Source organism: Lentilactobacillus kribbianus (genome assembly GCF_013184075.1).
GTDB classification, from domain to species: Bacteria; Bacillota; Bacilli; order Lactobacillales; family Lactobacillaceae; genus Lentilactobacillus; species Lentilactobacillus kribbianus.
In genome coordinates this window covers 168,245-189,122 of sequence record NZ_JABEQQ010000001.1, presented here as the reverse complement: position 1 = coordinate 189,122, position 20,878 = coordinate 168,245, and the positions used below count along the sequence as shown (strand labels likewise).

Annotated in this window: 15 protein-coding genes and 8 tRNA genes; 22 read left to right on the top strand and 1 reads right to left on the bottom strand. The window is 40.1% G+C overall.

The genetic code is table 11. From position 1 onward, the window contains the following. Position 1 precedes the first annotated feature (1 nt). The 14 genes from HII32_RS01120 (at position 2) to rpoC (ending at position 13,751) form a co-directional block, all read left to right on the top strand. Entirely contained in the window at positions 2-643 is a 642-nt protein-coding gene (locus tag HII32_RS01120) for a deoxynucleoside kinase (protein ID WP_172187473.1), read from the top strand. A 275-nt stretch (positions 644-918) separates the two neighbouring features. Then, positions 919-2,202, top strand: a complete 1,284-nt coding sequence (gene serS / locus HII32_RS01115) for a serine--tRNA ligase (RefSeq protein WP_172187472.1) — start codon at positions 919-921, stop codon at positions 2,200-2,202. 195 nt (positions 2,203-2,397) lie between these two features. Then, positions 2,398-2,470 (top strand) — tRNA-Val (locus HII32_RS01110). 3 nt (positions 2,471-2,473) lie between these two features. Further along, a tRNA-Lys gene (locus HII32_RS01105) sits at positions 2,474-2,546 on the top strand. Positions 2,547-2,562: 16 nt separating this feature from the next. Next, a tRNA-Leu gene (locus HII32_RS01100) sits at positions 2,563-2,644 on the top strand. A gap of 32 nt (positions 2,645-2,676) precedes the next feature. Beyond that, positions 2,677-2,749, top strand: a tRNA-Thr gene (locus HII32_RS01095). Positions 2,750-2,753: 4 nt separating this feature from the next. Beyond that, positions 2,754-2,825 (top strand) — tRNA-Gly (locus HII32_RS01090). Positions 2,826-2,866: 41 nt separating this feature from the next. Next, positions 2,867-2,940: transfer RNA gene (locus HII32_RS01085), tRNA-Arg, on the top strand. A gap of 13 nt (positions 2,941-2,953) precedes the next feature. After that, positions 2,954-3,027 (top strand) — tRNA-Pro (locus HII32_RS01080). A gap of 59 nt (positions 3,028-3,086) precedes the next feature. Then, positions 3,087-3,160, top strand: a tRNA-Pro gene (locus tag HII32_RS01075). 133 nt (positions 3,161-3,293) lie between these two features. After that, on the top strand, positions 3,294-3,758 hold the full coding sequence (locus HII32_RS01070) for a CtsR family transcriptional regulator (RefSeq protein ID WP_172187470.1): 465 nt from the start codon (positions 3,294-3,296) through the stop codon (positions 3,756-3,758). A 15-nt stretch (positions 3,759-3,773) separates the two neighbouring features. Then, positions 3,774-6,269, top strand: a complete 2,496-nt coding sequence (locus HII32_RS01065; protein ID WP_172187468.1) for an ATP-dependent Clp protease ATP-binding subunit — start codon at positions 3,774-3,776, stop codon at positions 6,267-6,269. 231 nt (positions 6,270-6,500) lie between these two features. Beyond that, the gene (gene rpoB / locus HII32_RS01060) at positions 6,501-10,082 is read left to right on the top strand and encodes a DNA-directed RNA polymerase subunit beta (protein WP_216655610.1); all 3,582 of its coding nucleotides are present in this window, start codon (positions 6,501-6,503) and stop codon (positions 10,080-10,082) included. An 18-nt stretch (positions 10,083-10,100) separates the two neighbouring features. Beyond that, on the top strand, positions 10,101-13,751 hold the full coding sequence (gene rpoC / locus HII32_RS01055) for a DNA-directed RNA polymerase subunit beta' (RefSeq protein WP_172187465.1): 3,651 nt from the start codon (positions 10,101-10,103) through the stop codon (positions 13,749-13,751). Between the two features lie 69 nt (positions 13,752-13,820). Here the strand turns inward: rpoC and HII32_RS01050 are convergent, their stop codons facing one another. After that, positions 13,821-14,480, bottom strand: a complete 660-nt coding sequence (locus HII32_RS01050; RefSeq protein WP_172187463.1) for a prepilin peptidase — start codon at positions 14,478-14,480, stop codon at positions 13,821-13,823. Positions 14,481-14,717: 237 nt separating this feature from the next. Between HII32_RS01050 and rpsL the strand changes: the two genes are divergently transcribed. The 8 genes from rpsL to rplB all read left to right on the top strand — a co-directional run bounded on the left by rpsL (position 14,718) and on the right by rplB (position 20,853). Next, positions 14,718-15,131, top strand: a complete 414-nt coding sequence (gene rpsL, locus HII32_RS01045) for a 30S ribosomal protein S12 (RefSeq protein WP_172187461.1) — start codon at positions 14,718-14,720, stop codon at positions 15,129-15,131. 41 nt (positions 15,132-15,172) lie between these two features. After that, on the top strand, positions 15,173-15,643 hold the full coding sequence (gene rpsG, locus HII32_RS01040) for a 30S ribosomal protein S7 (protein ID WP_172187459.1): 471 nt from the start codon (positions 15,173-15,175) through the stop codon (positions 15,641-15,643). A gap of 69 nt (positions 15,644-15,712) precedes the next feature. Next, a complete protein-coding gene (fusA, locus tag HII32_RS01035) occupies positions 15,713-17,806 on the top strand; it encodes an elongation factor G (RefSeq protein WP_172187457.1) in 2,094 nt (697 codons plus the stop codon). A gap of 274 nt (positions 17,807-18,080) precedes the next feature. After that, complete coding sequence (gene rpsJ, locus HII32_RS01030) at positions 18,081-18,389, top strand: 30S ribosomal protein S10 (protein ID WP_054671360.1); 309 nt, start codon at positions 18,081-18,083, stop codon at positions 18,387-18,389. Between the two features lie 25 nt (positions 18,390-18,414). After that, complete coding sequence (rplC, locus tag HII32_RS01025) at positions 18,415-19,050, top strand: 50S ribosomal protein L3 (protein WP_172187455.1); 636 nt, start codon at positions 18,415-18,417, stop codon at positions 19,048-19,050. An 18-nt stretch (positions 19,051-19,068) separates the two neighbouring features. Next, a complete protein-coding gene (gene rplD / locus HII32_RS01020; RefSeq protein ID WP_172187453.1) occupies positions 19,069-19,692 on the top strand; it encodes a 50S ribosomal protein L4 in 624 nt (207 codons plus the stop codon). Beyond that, on the top strand, positions 19,692-19,979 hold the full coding sequence (rplW, locus tag HII32_RS01015) for a 50S ribosomal protein L23 (protein ID WP_172187451.1): 288 nt from the start codon (positions 19,692-19,694) through the stop codon (positions 19,977-19,979). The genes rplD and rplW overlap by 1 nt, the downstream gene beginning before the upstream one ends. 34 nt (positions 19,980-20,013) lie before the next feature. Further along, positions 20,014-20,853: a 50S ribosomal protein L2 gene (gene rplB / locus HII32_RS01010; protein WP_172187449.1), complete on the top strand. Its 840-nt coding sequence runs from the start codon at positions 20,014-20,016 to the stop codon at positions 20,851-20,853. The last annotated feature ends 25 nt before the right edge of the window (positions 20,854-20,878 follow it).

Here is a 20,878-nt window from a genome sequence, read left to right as displayed (position 1 = left end):
AATGCTTGTACTTGCCGGAACTATTGGCGCGGGAAAGACTTCATTAACTCATATGTTGTCCGATCACTTACACACGCCTGCATATTATGAATCAGTAGATGATAACCAAATTTTGCCATTATTTTATAAAGATCCACAAAAATACGCTTTTTTACTTCAAATTGATTTTCTAAATCGCCGGCTAGATGACATTAAAGCGGCTTGGTCGAATAATGAAAGTGTGATGGATCGATCTATTTTTGAAGATTCACTACTTTTTCACTTAAATGCTGATTTAGGGCGAGCAACGGATACCGAGGTACAAATTTATGATTCATTGCTTCAAAATATGATGCAAGAATTGCCGGATACTCCTCGTTCTAAGAACCCTGATTTATTGATTCACATTAATATCTCCTTTGATACTATGTTGGAACGTATTCAAAAGCGGGGGCGCTCTTATGAACAAATTGATGCTGATCCTAGCTTATATGAATATTATCGCGATTTGAATCAACGTTATAATGACTGGTACGCACAGTATGATAAGTCACCTAAGATGCAAATTGATGGCGACCATTATGACTTTGTGGAAAATGAAAAAGATCGGGATGCGGTATTGGCATTAATCGATCAACGAATTAATGAAATTGGTCTCAATTAGCTTGTCAAGCCCATTGAGTTTAGTTATAATTTGAGTAATAAAAACGTTTTGTACCTACAAAGTAGATGACAGAGAGGCAGCGGTTGGTGTGAGTTGCTATCGAATATTCCAGTACAATTAAACGGGCGAGTAATGTCGCACGGCTAATGACCGTTATCATTTGAGGGCTTAACTTTAGGTTGAGAACTTGGGTGGTACCGCGAAAAGGATCCTTCGTCCCAATGACGAGGGTCCTTTTTTGTTTTCATTTTTTGCAATTAAGGGAGGAAGAACCGATGTTAGATATTAAAATGATTCGCCAACGACCAGATTTTATTAAAGAAAAATTAGCTACCCGTAACATTAGTGAAGAAACTATTGATGAACTATTGGCGGTAGATGAACAACGCCGGGACTTGATTGTTAAGTCAGAAAGCTTAAAAGCTAAACGTAATGAAGTTTCTGATCAAATTTCACAAGCTAAGCGTAATAAAGAAGATGCCAGTGAAGCGATTGCCGCAATGCGTCAAGTGGGAGCGGACATTAAGGAATTAGATGAACAATTACGAATGGTGGATGAAAAAGAAAATAACATGGCAGCTCATTTACCTAATATACCTGCTGAAGGAGTACCGGTTAGTTTAACTGAAGAGGGTGCCGTAGAAGTTAAAAAAGTGGGCGAAGTTACTAAACTACAATTTAAACCTAAGGAACATTGGGAAATTGGTGAAGATTTAGGAATCCTAAACTTTGAACGTGCCGCTAAAGTATCAGGGAGCCGTTTTGTATATTATGTTGGCGATGGGGCACTGTTAGAACGGGCCGTTTATAATTTCTTCTTAGATCAGAACTCGGCGGCTGGTTATCGGGAAATGATTACTCCTTATATGGTAAATGCTGATTCAATGTACGGTACTGGCCAATTTCCGAAGTTTTTAGAAACGAAGGCCGGTTATCAAGTTGAAGGTGATGATTTAACCTTAATTCCAACTGCAGAAGTACCATTGGTTAACTATTACAGAAATGAAGTTATTCCAGAAGAACAACTCCCTATTTCAATGACGGCATTATCACCAGCTTTTCGGTCTGAAGCCGGTAGTGCTGGTCGAGATACCAAGGGACTGATTCGTTTACATCAATTTAATAAGGTCGAAATGGTCAAAATCACCAAACCTGATCAATCATGGCAAGCTTTGCAAGAATTGACTGATCATGCCGGTAAATTATTAGAACTACTAGGATTGCCATATCATGTTATTACGCTCACTACTAGTGATATGAGTTTTACGGCAGCGATGACTCATGATTTAGAAGTTTGGTTCCCAGCTCAAGACCGTTACCGCGAGATTTCTAGTTGTTCTAACACAACTGATTTTCAAGCTCGTCGTTCCCACATGCAGTATCGTGATGAAAACGGTAAGCTACAATTTGTGCACACCTTAAATGGATCTGGCTTAGCTGTCGGTCGAGCCGTGGCAGCTATTTTGGAAAACTACCAAAATGAAGATGGTAGCGTTACAGTACCTGAGGTCTTACGACCATATATGCACGGCATGGAAAAAATTGAAAAACAAGCTTAAAACCTTAATTCCAGGGCACTTTTTAGTGTTCTGGAATTTTTTTTGAAAAAAAGCTAGTCAAACGACCGAATATACGATATAATATTTTTTGTTGAAAACGTTGGTGGCAATGATTCGACAACTATTTAAAAAATAATTATTGACAAACATTTGCGTTAATGATATTATTTAATAGTTGTCTTGAGGACATCAAATGGAGGATTAGCTCAGCTGGGAGAGCATCTGCCTTACAAGCAGGAGGTCACAGGTTCGATCCCTGTATCCTCCATCTGAGCCGTTAGCTCAGTTGGTAGAGCATCTGACTTTTAATCAGAGGGTCGGCAGTTCGAGGCTGCCACGGCTCATCGCCAGTTTTCTTCTGCGGGCGTGGCGGAACTGGCAGACGCGCTAGATTTAGGTTCTAGTGTCTTATGACGTGGGGGTTCGAATCCCTTCGCCCGCATTGCTTCAATTTTATATTTATATGTTACTTTTGCCGACTTAGCTCAGTTGGTAGAGCATCTCACTAGTAATGAGGAGGTCGGGCGTTCGAATCGTCTAGTCGGCATTATGCGGAAGTAGCTCAGTGGTAGAGCACCACCTTGCCATGGTGGGGGTCGCGGGTTCGAATCCCGTCTTCCGCTTTTGTTGTCCCTTGGATAACGTAATTGAATATTTATATTTTGCACCCATAGCGCAACTGGATAGAGTGTCTGACTACGAATCAGAAGGTTGTAGGTTCGACTCCTACTGGGTGCATTTTTTATTTTTTCGGGAAGTAGCTCAGCTTGGTAGAGCACCTGGTTTGGGACCAGGGGGTCGCAGGTTCGAATCCTGTCTTCCCGATTTTTTTGTGTCTAAATTTGAAAATAATATGATTTGTGGTATATTTGAAATTGTTCCATCGGGAAGTAGCTCAGCTTGGTAGAGCACTACGTTCGGGACGTAGGGGTCGCAAGTTCAAATCTTGTTTTCCCGATTAATCAGAAATAAAAACTAGCGGACCGCTTAAGCCGGCCGCTTTTTTTGTTTAACTGATTTTAAATGATTGCAATTTGTTCCCAGTTTCGTATAATAATAGTCAATATTAGTCAAAGATGGGTGGTGACGAAATGACGGGGAAAAATATTTCTGACTTAATAGAGCAGTATTTAAAAGAAATCTTGGCCGATAATGAGCAGATTGAGATTCGCCGTTCAGAAATCGCCGGCCTTTTTGATGTAGTGCCATCTCAAATTAACTATGTAATTAACACCAGGTTTACTATTCAAAATGGCTATATCGTTGAAAGTAAACGTGGTGGAGGTGGCTATATCCGCATCGAAAAAGCTAATTTGCTTGATGACTGTGATGTATTGGATGTTTTAATTGAAGGAATTGGTAATCGTTTAAGTCTACATGACGGCGAAGCAATTGTTAAAACACTCTATGAAGGTGGTTTGATTGATCGACGTGAAGCTAATATTATTTTAGCTGTGGTTGATAAGAATGCGTATAATGCGGATAATGATTTAACCGAAGTAATGCGAGCAAACGTCATGATTTCAGTCTTAAACCACTTACGGTATGAGAAGTAGAAAGCGAGGGCTTAAATGAATAATTTATTTACACCAAGTGCTAAAAACGTATTGGAATTTGCCCAAAACGAAGCTAAACACTATAAACATCAAGCAGTAGGAACCGAACATTTATTGTTAGGTTTATTACTAGAACAAAATGGGATTGCTTATAAAACTCTGGATCAGTTTGCAATTAATGCTGATGAAGTTAGAGAAGAAATTGAACGTTTTGCTGGATACGGGGATTTGATTGGCCTAGATCAAAACAGTTACTTGCCATATTCTCCTAAAGCTAAAGAAATGCTTGATTTGGCGATGGATTTTGCTCGTAAAAACGGAGTACCAAAGGTTGGTACCGAACATATTTTATTAGCTTTGTTAACCGATGAAACCATTTTGTCTTCACGGATTCTGATTAACTTAGGTCTAAAATTAAGTGATGTTCGTAAAGTAACCTTACGTAAAATGGGAGTTAGCGGTAAAGCGTTTGGCAATAGCCGACCTAACCGCAACGCTAAGACAGCTAAAGAAGAAGGGACTCCAACCCTAGACTCCTTAGCACGGGACTTAACTGAATCAGCTCGAAAAGATCGACTAGATCCTACTGTGGGCCGAGATAAAGAAGTTAAACGTGTTATTCAAATTTTAGCTCGTCGGACTAAAAATAATCCGGTATTGATTGGAGAACCTGGAGTTGGTAAAACCGCCATTGCTGAAGGTTTAGCAGCTCGCATTGTTGCCGGTGATGTTCCTAGTGATATGAAAAATAAGCGTTTGATGATGCTTGATATGGGATCATTAGTTGCCGGAACCAAATATCGAGGTGAGTTTGAAGATCGTTTAAAGAAGATCATTGAAGAAATCTATAATGATGGCAATATTATTCTCTTTATCGATGAGTTGCATACTTTGATTGGGGCTGGTGGTGCTGAAGGCGCAATCGATGCTTCAAATATTTTAAAACCAGCCTTAGCTCGAGGAGAGCTTCAATTAATTGGCGCTACGACTTTAAATGAATACCAAAAGTATATTGAATCGGATGCAGCGCTAGAACGTCGTTTTGCGAAAGTAATGGTTGATGAACCTAGTGCTGAAGAAACTGTTGCTATTTTAAAAGGACTTCGACCAAAATACGAAAAACATCATCAAGTAGAAATTACTGATGAGGCCATTGAAGCGGCAGTTACGTTATCTAGTCGTTATATTAGCGATCGTTTCTTACCAGATAAAGCCATTGATTTGATGGATGAGGCAGCTGCTAAAGTACGAATTGAACGTTTAATGAATACTAAAGCGACTGAAGGCGATGATTCAGTTCAAGCTCAACTAGCTAATTTGATGAATGATTTGGGACAAGCGCTTATTGATCAAAACTTTGATTTAGCTGCTCAAATTCGTAAGCAAGCTAGTGAATTGCAACAAGCTGAAGATCAAAAGAGTGCGGAAACGGTAACTCATTATACGGAAAAAGAAACTGAAGCTGATGTGGCTGAAGTGGTTTCTGAATGGACTGGAGTTCCAGTGACTCAATTATCTAAGACTGAATCTGATCGTTTGGTTCATTTAGAAAACATTTTGCACAAACGGGTAATCGGACAAGAAGAAGCTATTTCAGCAGTGTCGCGGGCGATTCGCCGAGCACGTAGTGGCCTGAAGGATCCTAATCGTCCGATTGGTTCGTTTATGTTTTTAGGACCTACTGGAGTTGGTAAAACCGAATTAGCCAAAGCGGTAGCTGAAGCTGTATTTGGCTCTGAAGATGACATGATTCGAGTTGACATGAGCGAATACATGGAAAAGTATTCAACTAGTAGAATGGTTGGTTCTGCCCCTGGTTACGTTGGTTATGAAGAAGGTGGCCAACTTACTGAAAAAGTTCGTCAACATCCGTATTCAGTAGTGTTATTTGATGAAGTAGAAAAGGCTCATCCGGATGTCTTTAACTTGTTATTACAAGTGTTAGATGACGGCTTTTTGACGGATGCTAAGGGCCGTAAAATTGATTTTAGAAATACTATCATTATTATGACCTCTAACCTAGGTGCCACTACGTTACGTGATCAAAAGACGGTTGGTTTTGGCAACGAAAGTGTTAAAGAAAGCTATGAAGCTATGAAAGCTACCATTCAGGCGGCTTTGCGACGCAGCTTCCGACCAGAATTCTTAAACCGGATTGATGAAACAGTGGTCTTTCATTCATTGACTGAAACTGAATTACGACAAGTCGTTAAATTAATGATGAATCCATTAAAGAAACGAATTGAAGAACAGGACGTAAAAGTTCGAATTACCAAGACCGCTTTAGATGTGATTGCTACTGAAGGCTATGATCCTCAATATGGTGCTCGTCCAATTCGCCGAGCTATCCAAGGACAAGTTGAAGATCCGTTGAGTGAACAACTACTTACTAAAGAAATTAGTGCTGGAGATGTGGTTACTATTGGTGGTCGTAATGGTAAAGTAACTATTACCGTTAAACATCCTGATACTAAAAAAGCACCTTTGAAAGCGACGGTTAAGGCCGAGTAAATTCGTTGACAAAGATATTTAAATTTGATATATTGTACTATGTATTTATTGTGAATCGAAATGGCCAGCGCGATCTATTGTCCGGGCGGCCTGCATAAAAACCAAAAGCAAGATTAAGGTCTTGTTTTTGGATTTTTTTTGCCTTGAAACCCGGCTAAATGGGAAAAAATCCCATTTGTAATCAAACTGTAACATTTCGTTTTGTTTAAAGAATTTGGAGAGGTGAAAAATTTGGCAGGACACTTAGTTAAATATGGCAAACACCGTACCCGGCGGAGCTACGCACGAATTAAAGAAGTTCTCGATTTACCTAACTTAATCGAGATTCAATCTGATTCCTATCAATGGTTTTTAGATGATGGTTTGCGCGAAACATTCGAAGGTATCATGCCAATTGACGACTTCCAAGGCAAATTATCATTGGAATTCGTTGGTTATCAACTACTTGAACCTAAGTATACGGTTGATGAGGCTCGTGAACATGAAGCAAACTACTCTGCTCCATTACACATTACATTGAAGTTAACCAACCATGAAACTGGTGAAATTAAAACCCAAGACGTCTTTTTTGGCGATCTTCCATTAATGACTGAACAAGGTACTTTCATTATTAATGGGGCAGAACGAGTTATTGTTTCTCAATTAGTTCGTTCTCCTGGGGTTTACTACCACCAAGATACTGATAAGAATGGTCGCGTATCTTTTGGTACTACTCTTATTCCTAACCGTGGTGCATGGCTTGAATTTGAAACGGATGCTAAAAACATTTCTTACGTTCGAATTGATCGAACTCGTAAGATTCCGTTGACTGAATTAATTCGAGCACTCGGATTTGGTAGCGATCAAGAAATTATTGATATCTTAGGTAGTAACGATAGTCTTGATTTAACCTTGGACAAGGATGTTCATAAAGATACTGATGATTCTCGAGTTGAAGAATCATTAAAAGATATTTACGAACGCTTGCGGCCAGGTGAACCTAAGACTGCTGATTCTTCACGTAGTTTATTAACCGCTCGTTTCTTTGATCCAAAACGTTATGATATGGCTCCAGTTGGTCGTTACAAGACTAACAAGAAGCTTAGTTTAAAGACCCGGTTACTTGGTCTTACTTTAGCTGAAACTTTAGCCGATCCTGATACTGGTGAAATTATCCTTCAAAAGGGTGATGTTATTGATAAGGATGCCATGAAGAAATTGTCTCCATACTTGGATAACAAAGACTTTAAGGCATACACTTTCAATCCATCTGAAGAAGCTGTGGTTACTGAACCAATGACAGTTCAAATTATCAAGGTTCAATCAGAAAAGGATCCAGAACGAGTTGTTCCTGTAATTGGTAACGATAATATTGATATTGATTACAAGCATGTTACTCCAGCCGATATTATTGCTTCAATGAACTACTTCTTTAATTTACAAGAAGGCATTGGTAACGTTGATGATATCGACCACTTGGGTAACCGTCGAATTCGTTCAGTGGGTGAATTGTTGCAAAATCAATTCCGAATTGGTTTAACTAGAATGGAACGAGTAGTTAGAGAACGGATGTCAATCCAAGATACTGCTACCGTTACTCCACAACAATTAATTAATATTCGACCAGTAGTTGCTTCAATCAAGGAATTCTTTGGTTCATCACAATTGTCACAATTCATGGACCAAACTAATCCGTTGGGTGAATTGACTCATAAACGTCGTCTATCAGCTCTTGGACCTGGTGGTTTGACTCGTGATCGAGCTGGTTATGAAGTTCGAGACGTTCACTACACTCATTATGGTCGGATGTGTCCAATTGAAACTCCTGAAGGTCCTAACATTGGTTTGATTAACAGTCTTTCCAGTTATGCTCGGGTTAATAAATATGGTTTTATTGAAACACCATATCGACGGGTTGATTGGACCACTCATAAGGTAACTGATCGAATTGATTATTTGACTGCTGATGAAGAAGATAACTTTGTTATTGCCCAGGCCAACTCTAAGTTAAACGATGATGGTTCATTCGTAAACGATGTAGTTATGGCTCGTGCTCAATCAAATAACATTGAAACTAGTATCGATTCTGTCGATTACATGGATGTTTCGCCTAAGCAAGTAGTTGCTGTCGCAACAGCATGTATTCCTTTCTTGGAAAACGATGATTCTAACCGGGCTTTGATGGGTGCCAACATGCAACGTCAAGCTGTTCCTTTGGTTAATCCACACGCTCCATTAATTGGAACTGGTATCGAATATAAAGCTGCCCACGATTCAGGGGTTGCCTTGGTATGTCGTCATGATGGAACTGTTGAATATGTAGATGCTCGCGAAATCCGCGTGCGTCGTGAAGATGGCTCCTTAGACACTTACAAATTAATGAAATTCCGTCGTTCTAACGGTGGTAAGAACTACAACCAACGTCCAATCGTTAAGGTTGGCGATCATGTAGATAACGATGAAATTTTGGCTGATGGTCCTTCAATGGAAGGCGGAGAATTAGCTCTAGGCCAAAACCCAATTGTTGCCTTCATGACTTGGCAAGGTTATAACTTCGAAGATGCCATCGGAATTAACGAACGACTAGTTAAAGACGATGTTTATACTTCAATTCATATTGAAGAATACGAATCAGAAACTCGGGATACTAAATTAGGACCTGAAGAAATGACTCGTGAACTTCCTAACGTTGGGGAAGAAGCTTTAAAAGACTTGGACGAAAACGGAACTATCCGTATTGGTGCTGAAGTTGAAGATGGCGATATCTTAGTTGGTAAAGTTACTCCTAAAGGGGTTACAGAATTATCAGCCGAAGAACGTTTGCTACACGCTATCTTTGGTGAAAAGTCACGTGAAGTTCGTGATACATCACTTCGAGTACCTCATGGTGGTGGCGGTATTGTTCAAGACGTTAAAGTCTTTACCCGTGAAAACGGCGACGAACTTTCACCAGGTGTTAACAAGATGATTCGGGTTTATATTGCTCAAAAGCGGAAGCTTCAAGTTGGGGATAAAATGGCCGGTCGTCATGGTAACAAGGGTACTGTTTCAGTTGTTATTCCTGAAGAAGATATGCCATTTCTACCAGATGGAACACCAATCGACATTATGTTGAGTCCCATGGGGGTTCCTTCTCGTATGAATATCGGACAGGTATTGGAACTTCATTTGGGAATGGCCGCTCGTAAGCTAGGTATTCACATTGCTACTCCTGTTTTCGATGGTGCTCAAGATAGTGATATTTGGGACGCTGTTAAGGAAGCTGGAATGGATGCGGATGGTAAGACGGTCGTTTATGATGGTCGTACCGGTGAACCTTTCGATAAACGAATTGCTGTTGGGGTTATGCACTATATGAAATTAGCCCACATGGTTGATGATAAGATCCATGCTCGTTCTATTGGACCTTACTCACTTGTTACTCAACAACCACTTGGTGGTAAAGCTCAGTTTGGTGGTCAGCGTTTCGGTGAAATGGAAGTTTGGGCTCTTGAAGCGTATGGAGCTGCCTACACATTGCAAGAAATCTTGACTTACAAGTCTGACGACGTGGTTGGCCGAGTTAAAACTTATGAAGCTATTGTTAAGGGTGAACCAATTCCTAAGCCAGGGGTTCCCGAATCATTCCGAGTATTGGTTAAGGAATTACAAGCTTTGGGTCTTGATATGAAAGTCCTTGATAGCGGTAATAAAGAAATTGAACTTCGTGACTTAGATGAAGATGATGAAGACGTAATTAACGTTAACGCTATTAGTAAAGCTGCTGATAAAGAAGCAGAAAATAATGCCACAGCGGCTGAATCTAAGCCAACAAATGCAAGCAACAACGAATAACCAAGGGAGGTTGAATTAGTGGTCGATGTCAATAAATTTGAGAGTATGCAGATTGGTCTTGCATCTCCCGATAAAATTCGTAGCTGGTCATATGGTGAGGTCAAAAAACCTGAAACCATCAACTACCGAACATTAAAACCAGAAAAAGATGGCCTCTTCGATGAGCGTATTTTTGGTCCTACTAAGGATTGGGAATGTGCTTGTGGTAAGTACAAGCGAATTCGTTATAAGGGAATCGTTTGTGATCGATGTGGGGTTGAAGTAACTCGTTCTAAAGTTCGTCGTGAACGAATGGGTCACATTGAGTTAGCTGCTCCCGTAACTCACATTTGGTATTTCAAGGGTATTCCAAGTCGAATGGGCTTGGTTCTTGACATGAGCCCTCGAGCACTGGAAGAAATCATTTACTTTGCTTCTTATGTGGTTACTGATTCAGGTAACACACCGATGGAAAACAAGCAATTGCTTTCTGAACGAGAATACCGTGAAAAGAAACAAGAATATGGTCCTCGTTTCGAAGCTGAAATTGGTGCTGAAGCAATCAAAACGTTGTTAAGCAACGTTGATGTTGAAGGCGAAGTAGCTGAATTAAAAGAAGAATTAAAGGAAGCTACTGGTCAAAAACGGACTCGTGCGGTTCGTCGTTTGGATATCTTGGAAGCTTTTGTTAACTCAGGCAATGATTTAACTTGGATGGTAATGGATGCTATTCCAGTTATCCCACCTGATTTACGACCAATGGTACAACTTGAAGGTGGCCGTTTTGCCACTTCTGACTTGAACGATTTGTACCGTCGAGTAATTAACCGTAACAATCGTTTGAAACGTTTGTTAGACTTAAATGCTCCTGGAATCATTGTTCAAAATGAAAAACGGATGCTTCAAGAAGCCGTTGATGCCTTATTTGATAACGGTCGTCGTGGTCGTCCTGTTGCTGGTCCTGGTAACCGTCCATTGAAATCACTTTCTCACTTACTGAAAGGTAAGCAAGGCCGTTTCCGTCAAAACTTGCTTGGTAAGCGGGTTGATTATTCTGGTCGTTCAGTTATCGATGTTGGTCCTAACTTGAAGATGAACCAAATGGGTCTTCCTGTGCCAATGGCAATGGAATTATTCAAACCTTTCATCATGAAAGAATTGGTTTCTCGTGAATTAGCATCTAACATTAAAAATGCTAAGCGCAAGATTGACCGTCAAGATGACGATGTCTTCGGCGTTTTAGAAGATGTTATTAAAGAACATCCAGTATTGCTTAACCGGGCCCCTACCTTGCATAGACTTGGTATTCAAGCATTTGAACCTGTATTGGTTAGTGGTAAAGCAATGCGTTTGCACCCATTGGTTTGTGAAGCTTACAATGCCGACTTCGATGGGGATCAAATGGCCATTCATGTGCCATTATCAGATGAAGCTCAAGCTGAATCACGCTTGCTTATGTTAGCTGCTGGTCATATTTTGGCTCCTCGTGATGGTAAGCCTGTTGTGGCTCCTTCTCAAGATATGGTTATCGGTAACTACTACCTAACCATGGAAGAAGCTAACCGTGAAGGTGAAGGTATGATCTTTAATTCACCTCAAGAAGCTGATTTAGCATATCGAAATGGTTTAGTTCACTGGCATTCACGAGTAGGAATTCGGACTAGTGCTTTTGCTGAAAAGCCATTTACTGATGACCAACGTGATAAAATTATGGTTACTTCAGTTGGTAAGATCTTCTTTAACATGATCTTGCCAGCAGCATTCCCATATCTTAATGAACCAACGAGCACTAACTTGAACGGCTACGTGCCTGATAAGTATTTCTTAGATGCTGGTGAAGATATTCATGAATACTTGGCCAATGCTGAATTGATTTTGCCATTCAAGAAAGGCTTCTTGAGTGACATCATTGCTGAAGTTTACAAACAATACAAAGTAACTGAAACTTCATTGTTACTTGATCGTATGAAGGATCTAGGTTATGACGATTCAACTAAATCTGGTTTAACTGTCGGTATCGCTGATATTACTGAATTAAAGGAAAAACCAGAAATCATTGCTGATGCTCACAAGAAGGTTGGCATGGTTACTAAACAATTCCGTCGTGGTTTGATTACTGATCACGAACGTTATGAACGAGTTATTGGTATCTGGAACGATGCTAAGGACGAAATTCAAAATCGTTTAATGACTAACTTCGAACAACAAAATCCTATCTTCATGATGAGTGATTCTGGAGCTCGTGGAAACATCTCAAACTTTACTCAGCTTGCCGGTATGCGTGGCTTGATGGCCGCTCCTAACGGTGAAATCATGGAATTGCCTATCACTTCAAACTTCCGTGAAGGTCTTTCAGTGTTGGAAATGTTTATTTCTACCCACGGTGCCCGTAAAGGTATGACCGATACGGCCCTTAAGACTGCCAACTCTGGTTACTTAACTCGTCGTTTGGTTGATGTGGCTCAAGATGTTATTATTCGTGAAAAAGACTGTGGTACTGATCGTGGTTTGACTATCAGTGCAATTACTGAAGGAAACGAAATGATCGAACCATTGTATGACCGAATTGTTGGTCGTTATGCAATGAAGACCGTTAAGAATCCTGAAACTGGTGAAGTTATTGTTTCTGCTAACCACATGATTAATGAAGATGATGCTGATAAGATTGACGCAGCCGGAGTTAAGGAAGTAACTATTCGTTCTGCTTTTACTTGTAACACTCTTCATGGTGTCTGTGAAAAATGTTATGGTCGAAACAATGCTACTGGTGATGAAGTTGAAGTTGGTGAAGCAGTTGGTACTGTTGCCGCTCAATCAATCGGTGAACCTGGTACTCAATTAACCATGCGAAACTTCCATACCGGTGGTGTTGCCGGTAATGCCGATATCACCCAAGGGCTTCCTCGTGTTCAAGAAATTTTTGAAGCTCGAAACCCTAAAGGTAAGGCAGAAATTACTGAAGTAACTGGAACGGTTGAATCAATCGAAGAAAATCCAGCTGAAAGAACTAGAGAAGTTACTATTAAAGGTGAAGCTGATACTAGAACCTATACAGTACCATTGACTGCACGGATGTTAATTGCTGAAGGCGACTTTATCCACCGTGGTTCTGCATTGAACTCTGGTTCTGTTGATCCTAAGGAACTTCTTAAAGTTCGTGATGTTCTTTCTACCGAAAACTACCTATTGCATGAAGTTCAAAAAACTTACCGAATGCAAGGGGTGGAAGTGTCTGATAAGCATGTGGAAATCATGGTTCGTCAAATGCTTCGTAAAGTTCGGATTATGGATTCAGGTGATACAGATGTCTTGCCTGGTACTTTAATGGATATTAACGACTTTAAAGAAAGTAATGCTGATACCATCATTTCTGGTGGTATTCCAGCCACTGCTCGTCCAGTATTACTTGGAATTACCAAGGCCGCTCTTGAAACTAACAGTTTCTTATCAGCTGCTTCATTCCAAGAAACTACTCGAGTATTAACGGATGCCGCTATTCGTGGTAAGAATGATCCGTTGGTTGGTTTGAAAGAAAATGTTATCATTGGTAAATTGATTCCTGCCGGTACTGGTATGGGTGATTACCGTGGTATTAAGCCGGAAGAAGTAGGCGCTAAAACTACTGATGGCGTTTTATCAATTAGCGAATTAGAAGAGCGCATGAAGGCTCAAGAAAATAACGCTAAGTAAACTATTTAAATAGTTAAAACTCCCTAGAATTTATTCTAGGGAGTTTTTTTATTGATTAAATAAAGATATTCATGGACTACAAAGAATGTAACTCAGTGCCAAAAAAGGTAAAAAAGCGATTTGGGTGACTACTTGACGTTTTAATAATAGGTAAAAAAGGGCGAAAACGCAGCTAAAAAAGAGAATAGTTAAGGACTCTAAATAAGAACATTGCAGAAGTATGAATAAACCAAAATCTAAATCACCAGCACCAATAACGGCAAAAAAATGAGTCAATACTAGTAAAAAGACATAAATGATAACAAAAATAATTTTTTGTCGAAGGGGCCATGACGACAGATACCAGGCTATTAAAATAAGCGTGATACTGGGCCAGATTGGAAAATACTGACAGTGCCAATCCCAGATGCTTATATAGCTGATTAAAATTAAAATAATGGCTTGAAGTGAAGAAGTGGGGGACTGACAGACTAGTACAAATAAAATTCCGACAAATAATTCAATTTGCCAATGATGAGCGGCAATTTTAGTGTGACAATATCGGCAGCGACCTTTTAGAAGTAAAAAGCTTAAAATGGGAATGAGGTCTTGGGGTTTCAACACTGTTTGACAACTAAAACAATGAGATCTGGGATTTGAAATAACGCTTTGATAATTATTTCGACGTTCAATAATTAAGTTCAAAAAGGATGCTAAACAAGCTCCGGTAATAAACGCAATGATGGTCATGGATTCACCTCCTATAATTAAATACGCAAACGGGAGGTGAAATTACGGAAACTATTTGACAGATTGGGGAGAGAATGATAAATTAATGAAGGTGCTTTTTGCGACAGGTTTCTGAAATGATCAGACATGCTGACTGTTCAGACAAAAAGTGAGACCAGGTGTTTTTTATTTTTTACATAAAAAAGAACCGCCTGGATGTGTGGACTTACAATGGAAAAATGAAAGGAGTACTTTTAGATGCCTACAATTAATCAATTAGTTCGTAAAGGACGTAAATCAAGAACCACAAAATCAAACTCTCCTGCTTTGAATTATGGTTACAACAGTTACAAGAAGAAGTTAACTTCTAACCCAGCTCCTCAAAAACGAGGCGTTGCTACCCGTGTTGGTACAATGACTCCTAAAAAGCCTAACTCTGCTTTGCGGAAGTACGCTCGTGTTCGTTTGTCAAACTTGATCGAAGTTACCGCTTACATTCCTGGTATTGGTCATAACTTGCAAGAACATAGTGTTGTTTTGATCCGTGGTGGCCGTGTTAAGGATTTACCTGGTGTTCGTTATCACGTTATCCGTGGTGCCCTTGATACTGCCGGTGTTACTGATCGTCGTCAAAGTCGTTCTAAATACGGTACTAAGAAGCCTAAGGACTAAAAAATAATTTTGATTCATAGAATCGCAAGGAGGATAACGAAATGCCAAGAAAAGGAAATGTTCAAAAACGGGAAGTACTTCCTGATCCAATTTACAACTCAAAAATGGTTACTCGCTTAATCAACCACTTGATGCTTGATGGTAAGCGTGGTACTGCTTCAACAATCTTATACGATGCTTTTGACATTATCAAAGAAGAAACAGGTAACGAACCTTTGGAAGTCTTTGATGAAGCAATGAACAACGTTATGCCAGTTCTTGAAGTTAAAGCTCGCCGTGTTGGTGGTTCTAACTACCAAGTTCCGATCGAAGTTCGTCCAGAACGTCGTTCAACTTTAGGTCTTCGTTGGATTGTTAACTATGCACGTACTCGTGGTGAACACACTATGACTGAACGTCTTGCACGTGAAATCATGGAAGCTGCTAACAACACAGGTGCTGCTGTTAAGAAGCGCGAAGATACTCATAAAATGGCTGAAGCCAACCGAGCATTCGCTCACTATCGTTGGTAATATTTATTTTAAAGTCGGCCTTCTAGCCGACTTTATTTCTGATTTTAAATCGAGAGGAGTAACAATTTAATGGCTAACACACGAGAATTTCCACTAGAAAAAACTCGTAACATTGGTATCATGGCCCATATCGATGCCGGTAAAACAACCACTACTGAACGTATCTTGTACTATACTGGTAAGATTCACAAAATTGGTGAAACCCATGATGGTGCTTCACAAATGGACTGGATGGAACAAGAACAAGAACGTGGTATCACTATCCAATCAGCAGCTACAACTGCTCAATGGAAAGGTTACCGAGTTAACATCATCGATACCCCAGGTCACGTGGACTTCACTATGGAAGTTGAACGTTCATTGCGGGTTCTTGATGGTGCCGTAACTGTTCTTGATGCTCAAGCCGGTGTTGAACCACAAACCGAAACTGTTTGGCGTCAAGCATCAGAATATAACGTTCCTCGTATCGTCTTTGCTAACAAGATGGATAAGATGGGCGCTAACTTTGATTTCTCAGTTGACTCAATTGGCGAACGTTTGAACGCTAATGCTTTAGCAATTCAAATGCCTATCGGTGCCGAAGATAACTTCCAAGGAGTTATTGACTTAGTTGAAATGAAAGCCGATATCTACGACGAAGATGAACTTGGAACTGAATGGGATACAGTTGATGTTCCTGAAGAATACAAGACTGAAGCTGAAAAACGTCGGACAGCAATGATTGAAAAACTTGCTGACATTGATGACGATATCATGGAAAAATACTTGGAAGGTGAAGAAATTTCTATTCCAGAAATTAAAGCAGCCATCCGTAAAGGTACTTTAGCCCTTGAATTATTCCCAGTGCTTGCTGGTTCTGCCTTCAAGAACAAGGGTGTGCAAATGATGTTAGATGCCGTTGTTGATTACTTACCATCACCACTTGATGTTAAGCCATACAACGCTACTAACCCTGAAACTGGTGAAGAAGTTGAACTGATTGCCAATGATGACGCACCATTTGCTTCATTAGCATTTAAGATCATCACTGATCCATTCGTTGGTCGTTTGACATTTATCCGTGTTTATACTGGTACTTTGGAATCTGGTTCTTACGTACTTAACTCTACTAAGAACAAGCGTGAACGTGTTGGTCGTTTGGTGCAAATGCATTCTAACCAACGTAAAGAAATCCCAGAAGTATTCTCTGGTGATATCGCCGCTGCTATTGGTTTGAAGAACACCACTACTGGTGATTCATTGACTGATCCAGATCATCCATTACACCTTGAATCAATGGAAGTTCCAGAACCCGTTATTCAAATGGCCGTTGAACCTAAGTCAAAGGCTGACCAAGAAAAGATGGATGTTGCTATTCAAAAGCTTGCTGAAGAAGATCCTTCATTTAGAGCTGAAACCAACCATGAAACTGGTGAAACTTTGATTGCCGGAATGGGTGAGTTACAACTTGATATCATCATCGACCGGATGAAACGTGAATTTAACGTTGAAGCCAACATCGGTGCTCCTCAAGTTTCTTACCGTGAAGCATTTACTAAGAAGACTTCTGCTCAAGGTAAATTCGTTCGTCAATCTGGTGGTAAAGGTCAATATGGTGACGTTTGGGTTGAATTCGAACCTAACGAAGAAGGTAAAGGATTTGAATTCGAAGATGCCATTGTTGGTGGTGTTGTTCCTCGTGAATACATCCCATCAGTTGAACAAGGTTTGAAAGAAGCCTTGGCAAACGGTGTTCTTGCTGGTTACCCATTAGTTGACTTGAAAGCCAAGTTATACGATGGTAGTTACCATGAAGTCGATTCTAGTGAAGCTGCCTTCAAGATTGCTGCTTCAATGGCCTTGCGTAATGCTGCTAAGACCGCTGCTCCAGTTATCTTGGAACCAATTATGAAAGTTGATATCACTGTTCCTGAAGAATACATGGGTGATATCATGGGACAAGTTACCGCACGTCGTGGTCGTCTTGATGGTATGGAAGATCGTTCCGGTGCCAAGATGATTCATTCATATGTGCCATTGTCAGAAATGTTTGGTTACGCTACTACACTTCGTTCTGCATCACAAGGTCGTGGTACTTTCACTATGACATTTGATCATTACGAACCAGTACCAAAGGGTATCCAAAAAGAAATTATTGAAAAGAACGGCGGCAACGCTGAATAATTCAATTCTAAAAAACAACACCTACGTATTTGTGGGTGTTGTTTTTTGTTACAAACAAATTAAATTCAATGAATTCACGGATAAACCTTGCACTGGTCAATGATATCGGGTAGAATAATTAAGTACTTGTTTTTAGGGATTAGTTTGCCTATAAACAGGGCAGTATTAGCTTTGATGTGAAAGGTTGCGACACACCCGGATGCTTTGCCATGGGTGCGGCGGTAATTTTCACGGAGTTAGTCCTATTTTCAAAATAGACGAAGGAGGGAACATAATGGCAAAACAAAAAATTCGGATTCGTTTGAAGGCGTACGAACATCGCATCTTGGATCAATCTGCTGATAAGATTGTTGCAACTGCACAACGGACTGGTGCTACTATTTCTGGCCCAATTCCATTGCCTACTGAACGTACAATCTATACTGTTTTGAGTTCACCACATAAGTACAAGGATGCGCGTGAACAATTTGAAATTCTAACCCACAAGCGGTTAATTGATATTTTAAATCCAACACCAAAAACGGTTGATTCACTTATGAAGTTGGATCTACCTAGTGGTGTAGATATCGAAATCAAGCTATAAAATACATTATATCGGAGGTGTACTCATGACCAAAAAAGGAATCTTAGGAAGAAAAGTCGGAATGACTCAAGTCTTTACAGAAGCAGGCGAATTAGTTCCAGTTACTGTTGTTGAAGTAACTCCTAACGTTGTTATGCAAGTTAAGACTGTTGAAACAGATGGTTACGAATCAGTTCAACTTGGTTTCGCTAACAAGCGTGCCGTTTTGAGCAACAAACCAGCACAAGGTCACGCAAAGAAGGCTAATACTGATCCTAAGCGCTTCATTAAGGAAATCAAAGATGTTGAGCTTAGCGATTACAATGCCGGTGACGAAGTAAAAGCAGACATCTTTGAACCAGGTGACATCGTTGATGTAACTGGTACTACAAAGGGTCATGGATACCAAGGTAACATTCATAAAGATGGTCAACGTCGTGGACCAGAAACCCACGGTTCTCGTTATCACCGTCGTCCAGGTTCACTTGGTGTTATTATTAACCGTGTTGCGCCAGGTATGAAGTTGCCAGGTCGAATGGGTAACAAGACTGTTACTATTCAAAATCTTGAAATTGTTAGCACAGACGCTGAAAACAACGTAATCCTTATTAAGGGTAACGTGCCAGGTGCCAACAAATCATTCGTTACAATTAAAACTGCAGCTCGCAGTTCAAAAAAATAGAAAGGAGGAAAATGATAAATGACAGATGTAGCATTATACAAACAAGATGGTAGTCAAAACGGAACAATTGCTTTAAATGATGAAATTTTTGCAATTGAACCTAATGAACACGTTGTGTTTGATACTATTTTAATGCAACGTGCTTCAATGCGCCAAGGTACCCACGCTGTTAAGAACCGTTCAGCTGTTCGTGGTGGTGGTAAGAAGCCATGGCGTCAAAAAGGAACTGGTCGTGCTCGTCAAGGATCAATTCGTTCACCACAATGGCGTGGCGGTGGAATTGTCTTTGGCCCAACTCCACGTTCATACGCTTATCATTTACCTCGTAAAGTTACTAGACTTGCTATGAAGTCTGTACTTTCTGCTAAGGTAGCTGATGAAAAACTTGTTATGGTTGATTCTTTGAGCTTTGATACTCCTAAGACTAAAGAATTTGCTAACTTACTTAACAGTTTAAATGCTGATACAAAAACTTTGGTAGTTTTAGAAAATGACAACGAAAACGCTATTCGTTCAGCTCGTAATCTTGACAACGTTAAGGTTATTGATGCTAAAGAAGTTAACGTTTTAGATGTTGCTAACAGCGACAAAGTCGTTATGACTAAGACTGCTCTTTCTCAAGTAGAGGAGGTGCTCGCATAATGGAATCACGTGATATTATTTTGCGTCCGGTAATTACTGAAGAGTCAACTGCCAAAATGGACGACAAGCGTTACACTTTTGACGTGGATTTACGAGCAACCAAGACGCAAGTTAAGAAGGCTATCGAAGACATTTTTGCTGTTAACGTAACTAAAGTTAACATTATGAATGTTCGTGGCAAGCTTAAGCGCCAAGGTCGTTTCACTGGTTACACAACTAAGCGCCGTAAGGCCATCGTAACCTTATCTGCAGATTCAAAAGAAATTCAATTATTCGGTGAAGAATAATTTAACAATATCTCTAATATAGGAGGGAAATATCGTGGCGATTAAAACATATAAACCAACCAGTAATGGTCGACGTAATATGACAAGCCTTGACTACAGTGATATCACTAAGTCAAAGCCTGAAAAATCATTGCTTGAATCAAAGAGCAAAACTGCCGGTCGTAACAACTACGGTCATATGACTGTACGTCATCGTGGCGGCGGTAACAAGAACCAATATCGTGTAATCGATTTTAAGCGTAACAAAGATAACGTTCCTGCAATTGTTAAGGCAATTGAATACGATCCAAATCGTACTGCTAATATCGCATTGGTATACTATGAAGATGGTATCAAAGCTTACATCATTGCACCTAAGGGACTTAAAGTTGGGGACAAGATTGAATCTGGTTCCGAAGCTGATATTAAAGTTGGTAACGCACTTCCACTAGAAAACATTCCAGTTGGTACTGTTATCCACAATATCGAATTAAAGCCTGGTAAGGGTGGCCAATTGGCTCGTTCTGCTGGTGCTTCAGCTCAATTACTTGGACGTGATGGCAAGTATTCATTAGTTCGTTTGACTTCTGGTGAAGTTCGAATGGTACTTAGTGTTAACCGTGCTACTATCGGTGCCGTTGGTAACGAAGAACACGAACTTGTTAACGTTGGTAAAGCTGGTCGTAACCGTTACAAAGGTCAACGTCCTCATGTTCGTGGATCTGTAATGAACCCTAACGATCACCCTCATGGTGGTGGTGAAGGTAAAGCACCAGTCGGATTACCATCACCATTATCTCCATGGGGTAAGAAGACCGTTGGTAAGAAGACTCGTAATAAGAGAGCTAAGTCTGATAAATTTATCGTTCGTCGTCGTAAAGGCTCGAAGATGTAATTTGAGATTTTTAAAAAAGTTTTTC